The 16309-nt window shown below is 65.4% G+C and carries 14 protein-coding genes; 10 read left to right on the forward strand and 4 right to left on the reverse strand.

Annotated features, from left to right (window positions below):
• Window positions 1-100 precede the first annotated feature (100 nt).
• The 5 genes from SH412_RS23510 (at window position 101) to SH412_RS23530 (ending at window position 5619) form a co-directional block, all read left to right on the forward strand.
• A complete protein-coding gene (locus SH412_RS23510; protein WP_336520470.1) occupies window positions 101-550 on the forward strand; it encodes a hypothetical protein in 450 nt (149 codons plus the stop codon).
• 136 nt (window positions 551-686) lie between these two features.
• Window positions 687-2429, forward strand: a complete 1743-nt coding sequence (locus tag SH412_RS23515) for a hypothetical protein (RefSeq protein ID WP_336520471.1) — start codon at window positions 687-689, stop codon at window positions 2427-2429.
• A 206-nt stretch (window positions 2430-2635) separates the two neighbouring features.
• Window positions 2636-3715 carry a hypothetical protein gene (locus SH412_RS23520; protein ID WP_336520472.1) on the forward strand — a complete coding sequence of 360 codons (1080 nt, stop codon included), beginning with the start codon at window positions 2636-2638 and terminating at the stop codon, window positions 3713-3715.
• Window positions 3715-4386, forward strand: a complete 672-nt coding sequence (locus tag SH412_RS23525; protein WP_336520473.1) for a glycosyltransferase family 2 protein — start codon at window positions 3715-3717, stop codon at window positions 4384-4386. The genes SH412_RS23520 and SH412_RS23525 overlap by 1 nt, the downstream gene beginning before the upstream one ends.
• Window positions 4387-4572: 186 nt before the next feature.
• Window positions 4573-5619 (forward strand): glycosyltransferase family 4 protein, encoded by a 1047-nt coding sequence (locus SH412_RS23530; protein ID WP_336520474.1) that lies wholly within the window; start codon window positions 4573-4575, stop codon window positions 5617-5619.
• Here the strand turns inward: SH412_RS23530 and SH412_RS23535 are convergent.
• Window positions 5529-6272 carry a lysophospholipid acyltransferase family protein gene (locus SH412_RS23535; RefSeq protein WP_336520475.1) on the reverse strand — a complete coding sequence of 248 codons (744 nt, stop codon included), beginning with the start codon at window positions 6270-6272 and terminating at the stop codon, window positions 5529-5531. The two genes, SH412_RS23530 and SH412_RS23535, sit on opposite strands and share 91 nt — an antisense overlap.
• Window positions 6273-6432: 160 nt before the next feature.
• Window positions 6433-8343 carry a tetratricopeptide repeat protein gene (locus SH412_RS23540; protein ID WP_336520476.1) on the reverse strand — a complete coding sequence of 637 codons (1911 nt, stop codon included), beginning with the start codon at window positions 8341-8343 and terminating at the stop codon, window positions 6433-6435.
• A 404-nt stretch (window positions 8344-8747) separates the two neighbouring features.
• On the opposite strand from SH412_RS23540, the gene SH412_RS23545 reads away from it, so the two are divergent.
• Complete coding sequence (locus SH412_RS23545) at window positions 8748-9443, forward strand: hypothetical protein (RefSeq protein ID WP_336520477.1); 696 nt, start codon at window positions 8748-8750, stop codon at window positions 9441-9443.
• Entirely contained in the window at window positions 9440-10168 is a 729-nt protein-coding gene (locus SH412_RS23550) for a metallophosphoesterase (protein ID WP_336520478.1), read from the forward strand. The genes SH412_RS23545 and SH412_RS23550 overlap by 4 nt, the downstream gene beginning before the upstream one ends.
• A gap of 37 nt (window positions 10169-10205) precedes the next feature.
• Here the strand turns inward: SH412_RS23550 and SH412_RS23555 are convergent, their stop codons facing one another.
• Window positions 10206-10589 carry a hypothetical protein gene (locus tag SH412_RS23555; RefSeq protein ID WP_336520479.1) on the reverse strand — a complete coding sequence of 128 codons (384 nt, stop codon included), beginning with the start codon at window positions 10587-10589 and terminating at the stop codon, window positions 10206-10208.
• Between the two features lie 12 nt (window positions 10590-10601).
• On the reverse strand, window positions 10602-11015 hold the full coding sequence (locus SH412_RS23560; RefSeq protein WP_336520480.1) for a cupin domain-containing protein: 414 nt from the start codon (window positions 11013-11015) through the stop codon (window positions 10602-10604).
• A gap of 371 nt (window positions 11016-11386) precedes the next feature.
• On the opposite strand from SH412_RS23560, the gene SH412_RS23565 reads away from it, so the two are divergent.
• The 3 genes from SH412_RS23565 (at window position 11387) to SH412_RS23575 (ending at window position 15693) form a co-directional block, all read left to right on the forward strand.
• Window positions 11387-12844: an MFS transporter gene (locus SH412_RS23565; protein WP_336520481.1), complete on the forward strand. Its 1458-nt coding sequence runs from the start codon at window positions 11387-11389 to the stop codon at window positions 12842-12844.
• Window positions 12845-13080: 236 nt separating this feature from the next.
• The gene (locus SH412_RS23570) at window positions 13081-13797 is read left to right on the forward strand and encodes a hypothetical protein (protein ID WP_336520482.1); all 717 of its coding nucleotides are present in this window, start codon (window positions 13081-13083) and stop codon (window positions 13795-13797) included.
• Between the two features lie 258 nt (window positions 13798-14055).
• On the forward strand, window positions 14056-15693 hold the full coding sequence (locus SH412_RS23575) for a peptide chain release factor 3 (RefSeq protein ID WP_336520483.1): 1638 nt from the start codon (window positions 14056-14058) through the stop codon (window positions 15691-15693).
• The last annotated feature ends 616 nt before the right edge of the window (window positions 15694-16309 follow it).

The raw sequence follows: 16309 nt of genomic DNA on the forward strand, positions 1-16309 counted from the left end.
GGAGAATGACGTTGGCCTGGCCTCGTCTTCTCTGCGAAGCCCGATACCCGAAGCCCGACTCTTCCCACCCACTCACCACCATCCACTCTCGGGTCCCCCCATGTTCCGCTTCAAACCCGCCATCTGGCGCGCTTCCGTCCTGTTCGAATTCCCCCGGCCGGTCCCGGTTCTGAAGATCCAGGAATCGTGGGACGTCGAACGCTTCAAGGTCCCGCTGCAGGATGGCGACCGCTGGGTGGGCCACTCGCGCAACGGCGTCGAGATCGCGCTGCAGGGTCAGGTCGGCAGCCAGGCCGGGACGCTCAAACTGACCGAGGAAGAGATGTTCGCCGCGATCGAAGCTCTGCGAACCGCGCTGCACGTCGGCCCCAACGACGACCGCTACGCATTCTTCCTGTTCCACGACGACGCCAGTTCCACCTATCGCCACTTCCGCAACTGCTCGACAGTCCGCCTCGACTACGACCTGTCGAACGAGAAGCTCTACACCTACTCGGCCGTCATCCACGCCGAAGACCCGGTCCTCTACACAACCGCCCCCGACGCGTGATTTCGTTGAGCGTTGAGGGTTGAGCGTCGAGAAAGCGCGACGACTGTCGGCATTTCTTTCGACATTCCGCCTTCGACATTCGTCATTTCTTCGTCCGGCTTTCCGCTTTCTGCTTTCCGCTTCCGGAGCCTCTCCCATGCCCTACCGCCGACGCATCCTCCGTTTCGGAGCCGACCCGGCGGACCTGCAGGGGACGCTCTCCGACGACGCCGTCGCCGGTTGCTGGTTCGAACTGCTCCGCCAGGGAGGCTGCGGCGCCGGCGAAGTCCAGTTGCGGACCTCGTTCGCCGACCGGCATGTCGTCGCAGTCGGCGAGTGGATCGCCTTCGAGTTCGACGACGGCGAACGCTGGTACCTGGGCCGCGTGGAATCGCGCAGCGCCGACAGCGCCGCCGGCATCACCCTGCAGCTCGAAGGCATGGCCGTCGAACTGGGCGAAGTCTTCCCCGGCGGCTTCGGCCTGACCGCGGACGGCCGCAAACCGCACCGCTACGGCGTCACCGACGGCTTCGTCGGCGATCCGGACTACGCCCAGGAGTCGGTCGATATTGTGACCCGCCCCGAAGACCTGGTCCGGCAGATGCTGACCCAGTACGTCGCCGGCGCGACGCATATCAACGTCGATCCGGCCCGTATCGAGGACCAGACGCAAGCCGTCACGCTGGAGAGCGCCAAGTTCCACGGCGAAGAGTCGGTCCGGTCGATCCTCAAAGAAGTCGGACTGCGGGCTGGCAACGTCCCCTGGGGCGTCGATGAAACCGGCAAGTTCTTCTTCCTTGAGCCGCGAACCGCCTTGGCGGCGACCTGGCGCGAAGGTCGGGATCCGGTCCGGTTCCGCGAGACTTCCGACCGCAGCCTGCTCTACAATCGCCTCCTGCTGACGGGCGGTTACATCTACGATCAGCAAGTCTCCAGCGGCATCCGCAGAAGCTTCCGCTGGCGCGGCAACTACCTTCAGCCGGCGAGCCGGGCGTTGTATGGCGAACGCCGCATTCGCGTCTGGACGCCCTGGATTCGGACCGCCGCCGACTCGCGGGCCTTTGCGCAGGCGTTCTTTGCGACCTACGCGACGCCTTCGATGAATTACGAGCTCGACGTACCGGATCGAGACGAGCTCGTCAAACCGTGGGAGGGTGTCGTCCGCCTGGAAGACCGGACCGGAGCCGAGCTCCTCACCGCGGCGGTCACGACGCTTCGCGTCCAGTTCGATCATCGCCCCCGGTTCCGGCTGCAGCTCGGGCTGGAAGATCCGCACACGCACTGGCCGGAACCGCCGCACGATGAACGCTGGCCCGAGGGCTCGACCGCCGTCTCGGGCTGGGGTGGAGGCGATGTCTCGCTGCCAAGCGGCGGAGGAGGGGGCGGCGGAGGAGGAGGCGGAGGTCACTCGACCAGCCTCGGCGATGTCGACTCCTCGGGGCCGCCGGTTTCGTCGGGGCTGACTTCCAGCCAGTTCACCTCCGATGATCTCCCCACGTCCGGTGACAGCTCGTTCCTCGCGTCAGACCCGTCGTCGGGCGGGACCGATCCGGCCACCACGTCGACCGACGGAACCGAAACCAGCGAGTCGGGGGGTGGGACAGGGAGCGATCCGGGTTCGACCGCGGGCGGAACGTCGGGCCAAAGCTCCGGTCCCGCCGGGTCTGGAAGTTCGCAAGCCGGCAGCACCGCCGGCGGCGACTCGAACAGTTCGGGCGCAGGCTCGAATGCCACATCGGTTTCTGGCGGCGGGGAAACGACGCTGACCGGCACATTGAGCGGAGGTACGCAGTCCGACTGGCCCTCGGGCACGACAGGCGGCGGTACAACCAGCCAACCTCCCGGCGCCTCCTCAGGAGCCGCCAGCGGCGAATCGAACTGGGGCACATCGTCAGCGTGAGAAGCGAAATCACCGGCATCGATTCTGAAACTGTGCGTCTTCTGGTCCTGTCCCCTCTCCCGCTGTCTTCAGTGGGAGAGGGGACAGGATGTCGCACTCGATGCCTTCCACTCGCCACTCCTTCGTCTTCCCTGGCCACCAGCCACTAATCACTAACCACTCTCTTCTCTGCGATACCCGAGACCCGAATCCCGAGACCCGAATCCATGCCCCTCTTTCACCGACTCTCTACGTCCGGAAAACAGCGCAGCGTCTGGCTTGAGGACCAGTATGCGGGAACCACCCGCAGCACCTGCTGGCTGATCGGCGGCGGACCGTCCCTCTCGCAACTCCCGACCGACCAGATCGCCGCCAGTCCCTGTCCCAAACTGGCCGTCAACCTGTCGGGGTGCGGCCTCATCCGGCCGACGTTCTGGACGTCGTACGACCCCACCGTCCGCTTTCACCGGTCGATCTATCTCGACGCGGGTATCACGAAGTTCGTCCACCGTCGGCGGGCGATGGATCTGGTTCCGGAGACGACGTTCAAAGTCTGCGAGTGCCCGGCGACGTACGTCTTTGACCGCGACGGCGCGCGCAGCTACGACCATCTGCTCGACCCGCAGGCCGCCGGAATCATCGACTGGAGCGACTCGCTGGTACAGGGAATCGACATCCTCTACCGGCTCGGCTTCCGGCGAATTCTGTTGGCCGGCTGCGACCTGAGCGTGCCCCCGTCGATGGAAGTCGTCGAACTGGCGCGGCAGCGGGGCGTCGAATACCAGCCGGGCGAACTGCTGCAGGAATTCTTCCAGCGCTGCACCCGCGCCAGTCTGAACGAGCTGCTGCAGCAGGAAAGCTCCGTCGGCGCTCAATACCACTTCGACGAACGGAAATCACTCGCAGCGGCGATCGCGACCGATGCGCACTACTTTCGCATCGTCCAGTACCTGCGGCTCTCCCGTCGGAACCTGGCCTTGCATGGCGTGGAGCTGATCTCCGTGACGCCCGGCAGCCGGCTGAACGGCTTCTTTCCGTATCTCCCGGTGAAGAAGGTTCTTCAGGAACTGCGGACCGAGATCGGCGATCCGGCCCGCGAACCGACGCGCGGCCTTTACACGGAGCAGTTGCCGCGTCGAAACGCCGAGGCCGGCCCGATGCGCGACTACCGTTCGCCCGGCTCGGCCGATCCGAAGCGAGCACAGGATCCGGTTCCCCCGGTTCCCGCCGGGGAACTGATCGTCGAGCGGGAAGGCTGGACGCCGTTCGCTCAGCGCGCATACGCCGCGCCGATCGAGGAGGGCTGATGGTCACTCCCGACGACGTCACCCTCATGATTCCGCAACGGGGCGGCGCCGCTTTGACGCGGCACTGCCTGGAGGGACTCTTCCGGTACGAACCCGACGTCGGCGAAATCCTTGTCATCGACGACGGCAGTCCGGATGACTCCGCGGAGGATGTCGAGCGGACCTCGCCCGCCCCGGTGAAAGTGCTCCGCACCGAACCGCGGGGCGTCACCGCCGCCTGGAACCTGGGCCTCGCGACAGCCACGACGCACTACGTAGTCCTGCTCAACAATGACGTCCTGATTCACGGCCCGTGGCTGGAACAACTGCTGCAGCCGCTCGCTGACGGAACCGCCGTGATCGCCGGCGCTCGCTGGCGCACTGAACGAATGCTGCCTCAATCACTCCTGCATCGGTCGCCTGCGACTCGACTGCTGGAAGGCTGGTGCCTCGCTCTGGCGCGGGAGACCTGGCGACAGCTCGGCGGCTTTGAAGCCTCGCTGCGCCTCTACTGGTCCGACACCGATTTCCAATGGCGCGCCGTTCAACAGTACGGCGAACGTGCGCTGCACGCCGTCGAGAATCTGCCGCTGGAACATCTCGGCCATCGCACCACCCGGCAATCGCCCGATCGCGAGGCGCTCTGGCGCGCCGACCGACAGCGCTTCATCGAGATCTGGTCTCTGTCGTAAGGCCGGGCGCGCCCGGCCGAATTGCGCCAGTCGATCGGGTGGCACGCCCTGAGTCCTCGAAGGGCGTGGTCTTCCATTCCACAATCACGCCCATCGCAAAGCCTCTGGGCGTGCCACCCGCCGAGATGCGCCGGGTGAGCGCGGCTGCGATGGTCGATCTCACCGCACCCTACGAAAGACATACCGATGCCTCGCCGCCCCCGCCTCCTGCAATTCTGCAACGTCGGCCAGATCTGCGGCGGCACCGCGGCCTGCGCCTGGACCGTCGCCCGCAGCCTCCCCGCCTGGGAACACCACGTCGCTTTCCCCGGACCGGTGACTCCCGAGACGCGGGATGCCTTCCGGGCCGCCTGCCTGTGGGAACAACAACCGATCAATCGCGATCTGGTCGCTGCGGTGCAGCCGGACATCGTCCTGCTCCACAATCAACCGGCGGAACGTCTGCTCGAACGACTGCCGGCGCCGACGATCCAGTACCTGCATTCGATCCTTCAACCCGCGAACGCGGACCTCACCCTCTGCTGCTCGCACTGGCTGGCGGAGCGCCTGAAGCTGCCGCGAGAATCGGTTCTGTGGCAGGCCGTGCCGCGACCTGCGCCGCTGATCGAATCCGCGGCGGCCTCGCGCGGACAGGCCGGGCGACTGATTGTCGGACGCCTCTGCACTCCGGCGGCCGCCAAGTGGCCGCGCGAGCTGATCGCCTGGTACGCCGAACTGGCGACCGCGTGTCCCCATGTCGCGTGGGAGTTCGTCGGCTGCCCAGAAGAGCTGCAGCGTCCGCTGGCCGACGCCTGTCGGCAGAATGTCGTATTCCATCCGGCCAACTGGTCGGCGCGCGGACGATTGCGGGACTGGGATGTCCTGCTCTACCACCATCCACAGTTGGCAGAATCGTTCGGGCGGACCGTCGCGGAGGCGATGCGGGCGGGCTGCATTCCAGTCGTCGATCGCCAAGGGGGCTTTGTCGAGCAGGTCACCGAAGGCTGCGGGCGACTCTGCACCGGCACGGCGGAGTTCATCGCAGCGCTGCAGGCGCTGAAGGACCGGGCCGTCCGCGGGCGAATGTCGCGACAGGCGCAGGAACGGGCCGAACGGGAGTTCTCGCTGGAACGATTCTCCCGCGAGCTGCTGGCCCGGTTCGATCAGGCAGCCGCCCGGTTCCGGGCCGGTTCAGTCGCGACGCCTGCGGCGGGTACTTCGACCGCTTCGCCACGCGCCGCGCGCTCGGCATAGTCAGTCCAGTCCTGCATCGCCTGCTGCACGCGGGCGACATGCACTTCGAGTTCCTCGCGACTCTGGTCCGGAGGAATCGCAATCGGCTCCCCGGAAACGACATACACGGTCGTGAAAGGCAGCGGCACCAGCAGGTCGGTCCAGCTCGCTTGGACTCTCCAGGCTCGCTTTGCGCCATATCCGCCGGGGACAATCCGCCTCCCGGTCTGCGAGGCCAGATAGACCGCTCCAGCCTTCATTTCGCGCCGCGGACCGCGGGGGCCGTCGGGCGAGATCACAATGTTCTTGCCGTCAGTGTCGGTAATGAGCTGCTTCAGCGCCTGGGCGCCGCCGCGTTTCGACGACCCCCGGACCGTCGAGTAACCCAGCCGGCGCAAGGCTTCCGCGAGAAACGAACCGTCCTGATGCTGGCTGACCAGGCAACAGGTCTGCCGGCGGGCATGAGCGGGAGCGGCGAAGATCGGCACCAGCACGGCGTCGTGCCAGACGCAGAGAATGAACCGCTCGGTTTCCGCAGGCGACCGGCGGTAGTTGATCCCGAGCGACGGATCAGGCGAGAGAAACACCTTGCGGCAGGTGGCGAACCAGAGGCGCATGACCACGGACAAAATCAGTCCGGCGACCCGGGGCGCCCAACGACTGCGAATTCTCACGGATCAGCCTCCCACGTCACGCATGCACTTCAGTTCGGGTGGCACGCCCAAAGTCCTCGATGGGCGCGGTTGGCGGACTGGATCACGCCCTTCGCAACGCCACAGCGCGTGCCACCGCTTTCTCTGGCTATTCCCTGTTCGCCATTCGCCATTCCCGCGATCACCTCTGCGTCGTCTCCGACGGCCATGCGGGCAACGGCTGAGCCCCTTGCGGGGCAGGCCATGCGACCGTGGGAGCCTGCGATGGCGGCCCGACGGGCTTCTGCAGCGTCTGCGGCCTGGGAGGCCACGGCTCGGCCGTTCCGGGGCGCGGCGCGGCGTCCATCTGGGCGGCGAGCGGTGACGCCGCGGCTGAACCTGACGTCACGTTTGCGGACGGGACCGGCCAGGGAGAAACGGCAGCATTGGGATTTGCCGGCGGCTGGGGCGTCGCCGCGGGCCGTCCCGGCACGCTTCGGCCCGCTTCCAACCCGGCTCTCTGGTCAATTTCGTGCTGGAACGCGGCGAGCGGATCGCCCTGCCGAGGTTGAGTGCCGCTCACTGGCAGGTTGGCCGCCGGCCAGTCGGCCAATGTTCCCCCCGCTTGCACCACCCCCGAGGCCGGGGCTTTCGCTTCAGCGTTCGGCCAGGCCGGCAGGCCCTGCGCCGTCGCGACTGCCTGCGCGTTGCCCCACGGACTCGCCGTTCCAACTGCCGGCGGAGCTGTGCTGGCGACAGTGACCGACGCCGCTGTCACCCCTGTGGGAAACAGACTGCCCGGTCCGGCATCGAGCCCGGCCAGCGCCGCCAGACGGCTGACGGAGTTCTGATCGACGCCAGGCGCAGGTGCAGTGCCGCCAGTCAGCGTGATCTCGTTGCGAGGAGTGATGTCCGTAATCGTCGCACGCGGCACCGAGGGATCGGCCGGGAAAGGGCTCGACGAAGTTGGCGGAGCTGGTGGAGCTGGTGGAGCTGTCGGATTCTGGACCAGCTTGGGAGGTCCCGGTTCGACCGCCGGCAGCGGCGTCCCCTGCCAGAAGCCGCCGTTGCCCGTCGGCGCGGGGCGCGTCGAACCCCCTGCTTCAGCCACCAGCGGCCCGGCCTGCGGAATCGCCGTCTGCGGGTTGCTTCCGCCAAAGGGTGCAATGGTCGGCAGGCTGGCCCGCCCCGGCGGCGGAGCCACTGGCTCGGCGGAGGCGTCCGGAAACTCGTTGGCCCCCCCCGCGTGAATCACTTTCTGACTGGCGGGATCGGCGGCCGCCCCGGCCCCCTGCGTCTGCTCCTCCAGCCAGCGAGCCTGGTCGGAGGACATCGAGCCAGTGTCGGCAACCTGCTGAATCCCCCCCCGGAGCGGAGTCGCCTCCGGAACTTCACGCTGGGCAATCTCTTCGATCGACGGTGCGCCCGGCGGCAGCATGCTGGCGAGTTTGGACTTCGCGACGTCGAACGGCTCAATGCGTTTCAACGCCGCAAATGCTTCGTCATAACGCTTTTGTCGAACGCAGACCTGGGCCAGGTTTCCGTTGGCGTCGGCGTGCTGCGGATCGAGTTCGAGCGCCTGCTTGAGCAGCCGTTCCGCTTCCCGATCCTGCTTCCGCAGGTACAGCGAGAATCCCATATCGCTCAGAATCGACGGATCGGACGGCTTCAACTCGTGAGCCTTGTTGTAATGCCGGTCGGCCAGCGGGAAGTCGCTGCCGCGGTCGGCGATCACCCCCAGCCGGTGGTGCGCCTCGGCGAAAGCCGGATCGGCGTCGATCGCATGCTCGTAGGCCGCGCGGGCCTCGGAATAGTGACGATCGTTTTCGAGCCGCGCCCCTTCGGTGTACCACTCGGCGGGACTCTTCGAGGACGTCCCTTTGGAGCCGGAATCCGATCCCGTGCGGGCGATCTTCGTCCCGGATTCCTTGGGAGATTTCTCGGGGGACTGATTGCGTTCGGGTCTTGAGTCGTCGCGACGATCCGCCAGGCTGCCGCCGCCGGGCGGTTCGCGCTGATCGCGGTTGAGGGCGAACCAGTTGGCAGACTGACAGCCGCAAAGCAGCAGCGTCAGCAATCCGCCTGCCATCCCTGGCCAGGTTCGAAGAGTCATTCCACATTCCTCTGATGATGCAGCCCGCATCCAATCGGACCGACCGGCCGGAACTCGAAACTCGGAGTCCGACCGGCGTTTTCCGCCGGTCTCGACGCCAATTCCGCGATTCCGGGTCTCGACAGGCGGCGAAACTTTAAAGATTGCTGTCGAATCTGTCGAGGCGAGGTTTTTCCGCTTCGCGGACGTACAGGTCCGGGGGCGGGGCAGGACGGAAAAAAGAAGAGGACTTGACGCGGAGATCGGAGAGGGAAAATTTCACCCAACGACGCCCCGAAGAAAAAATGGGAGAATGAGCGTGACAATTCCTGCCCCCCTCGCCCGCCGTCTGCGGCGGGCGAGGGTCGGGGCGATGGTCTTCGAGCTTGGAGCCGCGGTTGAATCCTTTTACAGAGAGCCGCCTGATGCCGCCAAACTCGATGGAGATGGTCCGCCGCCGTTTTCTGCAACTTCCGCAGTTGCAGAAAACGCTGGTCTTCGGCGGGCTGGGGATGCTGTCGGGGTGGGTCGCCACTGGGGGAATTCTGGCGATCCTGTTGTATGCCGATTCCCAGTCACTCCCGATCGGGATGATCATTCCGGTCATTCTGGCCTGTCTCGCCTGTCCAGGGCTGGCGTTTGGACTTCTGGTCACCGGACCGCTGGAAACACTTCGCTCCGGGACGCTCGCTCGATGGATGGGCTCGCTATCGGGGGCGATCATCCTGCACCCGGCGGCGTTTGTCATTAGCCTGGCGACAGCCGGCCCGGTCTTTACGAGTAACGAACCGCATGACACAGCGGCCCTGCTGCCGATGGCGATCGTCGGCGGAGTCTTTGGTTACATGATGACCTGGATCTGCCGGGGAACTTCGAGGAAGACCTGGACTCTCGGAGCGGCCGCCACGGCCGTCGCTGCGGTTATGGCGACCGTGGCGGACGCCCAATTGTCGGGCCGTTTTTCGGGGGTCGGCAAGGAAGTGAGCGTCATCATGCATCTGTCGCCGCTGTTTGTGACGCTCCATTGCACGATCGCGGCGAGCCTGTCGTGGCAGGACTGGCCGACCATCGACCGGATGCCTCAGCCACCCCTCGACGAACCCGCTACACTTCCTCCATGAGCGGAAGACTCCTCACCATCGGCGACATCCACGGCTGCGCTTCCGCACTCGACGCGATCCTGAAAGAATCCGCGCCGGAGGCGGACGAGACCGTCGTTATCCTGGGGGACGTCATCGACCGCGGGCCGGATACGCCGGGGGTCGTCGAACGCCTGCTGGACCTCGAACGCCGCTGCCGCGTCGTGCTGATCCGGGGGAATCACGAGGAGCAGTTCTTCCGTTCGTTCGACGAACCGTCGGCGTTTGACGCCTGGATGCTGCACGGGGGGGCCGAGACCCTCGCGCAGTATGGCGGGCGGATGGACCGGATTCCCGAGGAACACGTCGAGTTTCTGCAGCGGTCGGTCGACTGGTTCGAGCAGGGGGCTGCGCTCTTCGCTCACGCCGGACTGGCGGCGGATGTCCCGCTGGCGGATCAATCGTCCGCGTGGCTCCGCTGGATCAAGCACACGCCGGACCGGCCGGTCTGGCAGCCGGAAAAGACGGTTTACGTGGGGCATACGCCGCAGAAGTCCGGGTTGCCGCTGGCGACGCCCGGCTGGTGCGCCATCGACACCTGGGCCTACGGAGCCCTCCGCGGTGCCGATGGCTGGCTGACCTGCCTGGACGTGGGAAGCGGGACGTACTGGCAGACCCGCGAAGAAGGCGGCGTGCGAGAGGGGAAGATCGAGCAACCACCGACTTCACATCGCCAACCACCAACCACCAATAACCAACTGCGGTGAGCCTCGAAGACTCGACCTCACCCGACCCGACCTGCTGTCAGCGCCCGAGAAGTTCGCCGAGATCGGATCGCCAGGCCTGAAATCCGGGGCCGGGCTCGTCGGCGTTCGTCAGGGGAAACCGGCTGAGAATTCGACCGCGGGAAAGATCCCCCGCGATGTCGCCGTAGATCCCCTGCAGAACCCCCTCGTCCCTGTAGTGCGGGCTGGGATAATGCTGCACCAGATACGTCAGCAGCAAGGCCTCTTCGGTCGGCAGGGCCGGTTCGGGGGGAAGATTGACCGGGTCGTCAGCCAAGGCGGGCGGTTCTTTGCGATCCGGCGGCGCCGCAACGGCCGCCTCCTGGAGCCCGAGGATGGCGACGCCTCCCAGGAGTCCCCGGCGGGCGAACTCCCGCCGATCGAGCGGGCCGGAATCCGACATGCTGTGCTCCCTTCAGACGCCCGGCAGCGGGGGAATGTAGTTGTTAATCAGCTCGGCGTAATCTTCGCGAACGGGACTGAAGACGTCCAGCACGACTGCGGGACCGCCGACCGCCACGGCGCGATGCGGGACGCCGGGCGGGATCAGGAACAGCGAGCCCTTTTCCACAACGCGGGTTTCGTCGCCGATGGTGAGCTGGACTTTCCCTTCGAGCAGAATTCCCCCCTGCTCGTGGGGATGGTGATGCAACGGCACCTCGGCCCCGTCCTCCATTTCCAGGTACGAGAGCATCAGGTTCTGCCCGAACGGCGTCCGGAGCCGGCAGCCGGGGACGGGAGTGATTGTTGGGATCTTGGAGAGGTCGATGAAGCCCATGGGAAACAGCCCTGATTCGTGGAAGACGCCGAAGTCACCAACGAATCGCACGAATTCACGCGAATGTCCAGACGGAATCCGGAACGGACGCGTACGTAAAGATGATTTCACCGCGGAGCGGCGGAGAAGAAATCCGGAGAGTGAGAAGTGAGTATTGAGTAGTGATGAGTGCAAAGTGACGGAGCACGTGATCCACAGCCGGGTGGCGAGTCCTTCATTTTGCACGACTCACTCAAGAACACTCACTTTTCACTTTCCGGACCTTCTCAGTCTTCGCCTTCTCCGCGTCCTCCGCTGCTCCGCAGCCAATTTTCATTTTCCTGACTTCCGCCCCACTTCCGCGCGACTCCCTCTAGCCGCCGGTCGGGCCGGTCTGCTATCACTCCGCCTCCCAATTCTCCGATCCGAACGAGTTTGTTGCCGTGTGGTCTTTGCCTCAGGCGCAGCGGGCGATCATTTTCGCCGGCTGCCTGGCTGCTGCGTATACTCAGCTCACGACGTCTCCCGCGACGATCGAATACGCCCGACGACTGGGGGCGAACGAGCTGCACATCGGCATTCTCGGCGCTCTGCCGACGCTGATGCTCTTCTGTCAGTTCCTGGCCGCCATTGCCGTCAATCATCTGCAGTACCGTCGGCGGCTCTGGTTCTGGACGGCGATGGCCCATCGGCTGATGCTCCTCCCCGTCGCGCTGGGTCCCTGGCTGTTTCCGGAAACGTCCGGCCCGACCTGGATCTGGCTGCTGCTGGGGCTGACCGCCGTCAACCAGGCGCTCCTGCACTTCAGTTCGCCCCTCTGGCTGTCGTGGATGGGCGATTACCTCCCGCACACCGGACTGAGCAGCTATTGGGGCGCCCGCCAATACTGGATGCAGTGGACCAGCGCCGTTTCGCTGTTCGCCGCAGCCACCGTGCTCTACGAACTGCGCCTCGACATCCGCACGGCCTTCACCGCCTTCACGCTCCTGGCCACGGTCCTGGGAGCCGCCGATCTGCTGCTGTTCGTCAAAGTTCCCGAGCCGCCGGTCACGCGGGTGCCGCAGCCGCGGTTAAGAGACGTTCTGTCGGAGCCGTTCCGCAACCGCGAGTTCAAGCGGTTCATCAAATTCACCTGCTTCTGGCACTTCGCGGCCATGGCCGGCGCGCCGTTCATCAGCCTGTACCTGCTGGAAGAGGTCGGAATGACGCTCTACCAGGTGCTGCTGCTGTGGACGTTTTCGTGGATCGGCGGGGCGATGTTCTCGCACCGGCTCGGCCGCTGGTCCGACCGTTTCGGCGCGCGACCGGTGCTGGTGCTGTGCGTCGCGTTCAAGTCGGTGAACATGATCGCGCTGCTGCTGATCCCGCCGACGCCGGTCCTGGCCTTCTGGGCGCTGGCGCCGATCTTCATGCTCGACCAGGTCCTCAACGCGGGGATTCTGATCGCGAACAACGGGTTCATGATCAAGCACTCGCCGTCGCAGAACCGGACGATGTACATCGCCGCCAGCACCGCCCTGGCGGGGATCGTCGGCGGGGTGACGTCGATCGCGGCGGGGGGCCTGATGACCCTGCTCGCCGGCCAGCGGTGGGAGCTGCTGGGAAGGTCGTGGGGTCACTTTCACGTGATGTTCGCCGGGAGCATCGTCCTGCGGTGGGTGGCCGCCGGCTGGGTGCGGAAGATTCGCGAACCGAACGCGCTGCCGGTGAAGCACGTGATGGGCGAGATCCTGGGAGGTCTCCCCTGGCGACCGCTGCTGTTTCCGATCGGGCTGTACCGGAGCGTGAGCGAAACGGAATTGACCGGCAAACCGGCGACGGCTCAACCGCCGCGGCCGAAGCTGCTGGATCGGGGCCAGGACCGGAAATCGAGCGAATTGACGGGGCATCGGCAGGGCTGAATTCAGACCTCCTCCGGCTCGTCGCGGCCCGGCGATTCCTGGTTGAGATCCTCAAGCCACGGAAAATCCGCTGCATCCCGCGCAATCGAACTCTCCGGACGGCGAATCGGCGCTCAGGTCGTGGGAACTCCCGCAGCCGCGCGGTAGCATGAAAACGGGCGAGATCTGACTGCGCACCGCCCGAGCGGGGCAGTCGTCGGATGAACATTCTTCACAACGATCGGGAAGGGGCTGGCATGCGTGGACTCTTGGTACTGGCGGCAATCGCTGGCGGCGTCATTCTCGGGTTGGCCGATCCGGCCCAGGCCCAGTATCACCGTTACTACGGATACCGCGGGTTCGGGTACGGCGGATATGGCGGCTTCAGCGGCGGAATGACGCCGGCCCTGGGAGCCGGGATGGGTATGGGCGCAGAAGCGACGGGGATGGGGAACTTTGCATCCGGCCTCGGCCAGTACCAGGTTTCCAATCAGAAGGCGCAATTGATTCATCAGCAGGTGGTCGCGGAGTACCTGCAGAATCAGCGGCTTAAGCTGGATACGCATTTCAAGAATCAGGCCGATCTCGAAGCGCACCAGAAAGTCGAACTGCAGAAGTCCGCCGAGTACGCAAAGCACGTCCAGACGGTCCTCCGCCAGATCGAGCAGATGGAAGCGCCGCACCGGCTGAGCGACGAGCAGTTCGATCGCGCCCACAGCCTGATCTACTGGCCGCACGTCCTGCGCGCCGGTGAATTCGCAGAGTCCCGCCTCGCGATCGACAAGCTGTTCCACGACCGTTCGCCGGGGAACAGCGGCGACGGATCCGACAACGCCGTCGCCATCGACAAGGCCTGCACGCAGATGATGGACATCGTCAAGGCCAACATCCATCATCTTGAACCCGTCGAATACATCACCGCCAAGCACTTCCTGGCCAGCCTGGCGTACGAAGCGAAGTTCGCCGTGAAGTAGTCGTGAAGCTCCCGCAGTTCCGGCGGTCCCTGCTGCCCGGTTTCCAGGTTTCGACGGGAAACCGGGCAGCGACGTCGACGGACCGGCCCGCGACAGGCGGTTTGCCCACCGGAGTTGTTTCGGACGCGACAATCGGCCAGACTCGGAAAAAAATGTCGTCGCCGCCTGCGGGAAGAGTTTTCCAGCGCAGCAGCGCTGAATGTCGAGAGTCGGCGGTCCGCCGACGGTGATCCCTGCAGTCGTCTTGAGGAACCCTGAATGTGGGCGTCGGATTCAACGGTGCGGAATGAGGCGCTCCGTCGCCGGACTTTCGCCATCATCGCTCACCCCGACGCCGGGAAAACGACGCTCACGGAAAAGCTGCTCCTGTACGGCGGGCAGTTGAGTGTTGCGGGGATGGTCCGCGGGCGGAAATCGAATCGCGCGGTCACGTCCGACTGGATGGAGCTGGAACGGCAGCGCGGGATCTCGATCACCTCGACGGTGCTGACGTTCGAATATCGCGGCCACCGGATCAATCTGCTCGATACCCCCGGTCACCAGGACTTCAGCGAGGACACCTACCGCACGCTGTACGCCGCCGACTGCGCCGTGATGGTGCTGGACTTTGCCAAGGGGATCGAGTCGCAGACGGAGAAGCTCTTTCGCGTCTGCGCGCTGCGGAAGATTCCGGTTCTGACGTTTGTGAACAAGGTCGACCGCTACGGGCGAGATCCGTTCGAGCTGCTCGACGAAATCGAATCGAAGTTCGGACTCGTCGCGGTCCCCATCAACTGGCCGATCGGTTCGGGGCGCGAGTTCCGAGGCGTTTACAATCGCCGCGAAGAACGGGCCCTGGTCTTTGATCGGGAGGCCGCCAGCGACCAGATCGTTCCCTTCGAGACTCTCGCGCTCGACGAACTGACCGACGCCCAGGTGGAGGCGGAACACCGCGCCCGACTGACCGAGGGACTGGAACTGCTGGCAGGGGCGGGGGCCAGTTTCAGTCAGGCCGACTTTCTGTCCGGTCGACAGACGCCCGTATTTTTCGGCAGCGCGCTGACGAACTTCGGGATCGAGAATTTTCTCGACCACTTTCTGACCCTGGCGCCGTCGCCGCAGAACCGCGAGAGCAACCTGGGGCCGATTCCGGTCGACCGACCCGAGTTCTCCGGCTTCGTCTTCAAGATCCAGGCGAATCTGGACCCGCGGCATCGGGATCGCGTGGCGTTCGTGCGGGTCTGCAGCGGCCAGTTCGAGCGGGATATGGCGGTGACGCACGCCGGGACCGGCAGACAGATCAACGTCCGCCGCTGCCACCGGGTCTTTGCGGCGGAGCGGGAAACGCTGGACGTGGCCTTTCCGGGAGACATTCTGGGGCTCGTCAATCCGGGCCGGCTGCAACTGGGGGACACCCTCTGCGTGGGAGACGTGTTTCACTACGAACGCCTGCCGCAGTTTCCCCCCGAGCACTTCGCAGTCTTCCGCTGCACCGACACTCAGCGGCGAAAGCAGTTCGCCCGCGGCATCGAGCAGCTTGCCGAGGAGGGGGCCGTGCAGGTCTTCTATCCGTCGTCGAGCCAGATCGGGGAACCGATTCTGGCGGCGATCGGCGAACTGCAATTCGATGTGGTGAAGTTCCGGCTGGAGACGGAATACAATACCTCCGTCACGATCGACCCGCTCCCCTACTCCCTGGCCCGCTGGGTCGACATGCCCGCCGCCGATCTGCATCAGCTCAAGCTGGACCGGGAGTCGCGCATCGTGCTCGATTCGTACATGCAGCCGGTCGTGCTGTTCCGGTCCGAGTGGGCCTGCAACTACTACAGCCGCGAAAACCCGGAAGTTGCGTTTCGTTCGGTCAGCCACGCCGCCAACTTCTACGAGACCAGCGCCGAAATGGGTTCGGGCAAGTAGGAACGCATGGAAGTCATGTGTGCCACGGCTGAGTCAGCCGTGGCGCAGCGACTTCTCACTTCCTCGGACGATTAACACTTCAGGTCATTCGCTGGACGCGTCCTCCTCCATCAGCAGCGACAGCGTCCGCTGCGGATTGGCCAGGAAGCCGCGTGTGACCAGGAAGTGCTCGGTGTCTTCATAGGCCACGGTGCGGATGCCGGACGGACTGAGGACGTCGAAGCTGTCGATCCGTGTCTTGAGCCCCGAATGGGGCGGCGGGCTGTAGCCACGGGTGAAACGAAGTCCGCCGTCAGGCGGACGGAGTGCAACCCGTGGGACTCGATGCGACTCTCGGGCAACCGTCCCGGAGGGACGGCGGAATGACGACCTTGCGGGAATGACAACGGCACGGATTCCTTCGCCCCGTCCGGGGCTCCGAGTCCTTTGATTCGGCAGATCCACGGGTTCCGCGTCGGTCGGCTTCGCCTCCGCGCCGCTGCACCCGTGGCTACACTCCTGCACCCCTGCCGGGGCGATATGCAGGCCAGATGTGATGGCGCTGCCGACATTCATCGCGCGATCTCCAGCAAGCAATTCAAGATCGCCGACGCAGTTGCGCCACCTGACCAAAGTC

The sequence above is a fragment of the Planctellipticum variicoloris genome (genome assembly GCF_030622045.1).
Classification (GTDB): Bacteria; Planctomycetota; Planctomycetia; order Planctomycetales; family Planctomycetaceae; genus Planctellipticum; species Planctellipticum variicoloris.

Bases quoted from the DNA above. Each gene is read 5' to 3' on its own strand.
- SH412_RS23555 (WP_336520479.1), bottom strand. From the start codon at position 10,589: ATGTCGGATTCCGGCCCGCTCGATCGGCGGGAGTTCGCCCGCCGGGGA.
- SH412_RS23545 (WP_336520477.1), top strand. From the start codon at position 8,748: ATGCCGCCAAACTCGATGGAGATGGTCCGCCGCCGTTTTCTGCAACTT.
- SH412_RS23570 (WP_336520482.1), top strand. From the start codon at position 13,081: ATGCGTGGACTCTTGGTACTGGCGGCAATCGCTGGCGGCGTCATTCTC.
- SH412_RS23510 (WP_336520470.1), top strand. From the start codon at position 101: ATGTTCCGCTTCAAACCCGCCATCTGGCGCGCTTCCGTCCTGTTCGAA.
- SH412_RS23540 (WP_336520476.1), bottom strand. From the start codon at position 8,343: ATGACTCTTCGAACCTGGCCAGGGATGGCAGGCGGATTGCTGACGCTG.
- SH412_RS23520 (WP_336520472.1), top strand. From the start codon at position 2,636: ATGCCCCTCTTTCACCGACTCTCTACGTCCGGAAAACAGCGCAGCGTC.
- SH412_RS23525 (WP_336520473.1), top strand. From the start codon at position 3,715: ATGGTCACTCCCGACGACGTCACCCTCATGATTCCGCAACGGGGCGGC.
- SH412_RS23515 (WP_336520471.1), top strand. From the start codon at position 687: ATGCCCTACCGCCGACGCATCCTCCGTTTCGGAGCCGACCCGGCGGAC.
- SH412_RS23575 (WP_336520483.1), top strand. From the start codon at position 14,056: ATGTGGGCGTCGGATTCAACGGTGCGGAATGAGGCGCTCCGTCGCCGG.
- SH412_RS23550 (WP_336520478.1), top strand. From the start codon at position 9,440: ATGAGCGGAAGACTCCTCACCATCGGCGACATCCACGGCTGCGCTTCC.
- SH412_RS23530 (WP_336520474.1), top strand. From the start codon at position 4,573: ATGCCTCGCCGCCCCCGCCTCCTGCAATTCTGCAACGTCGGCCAGATC.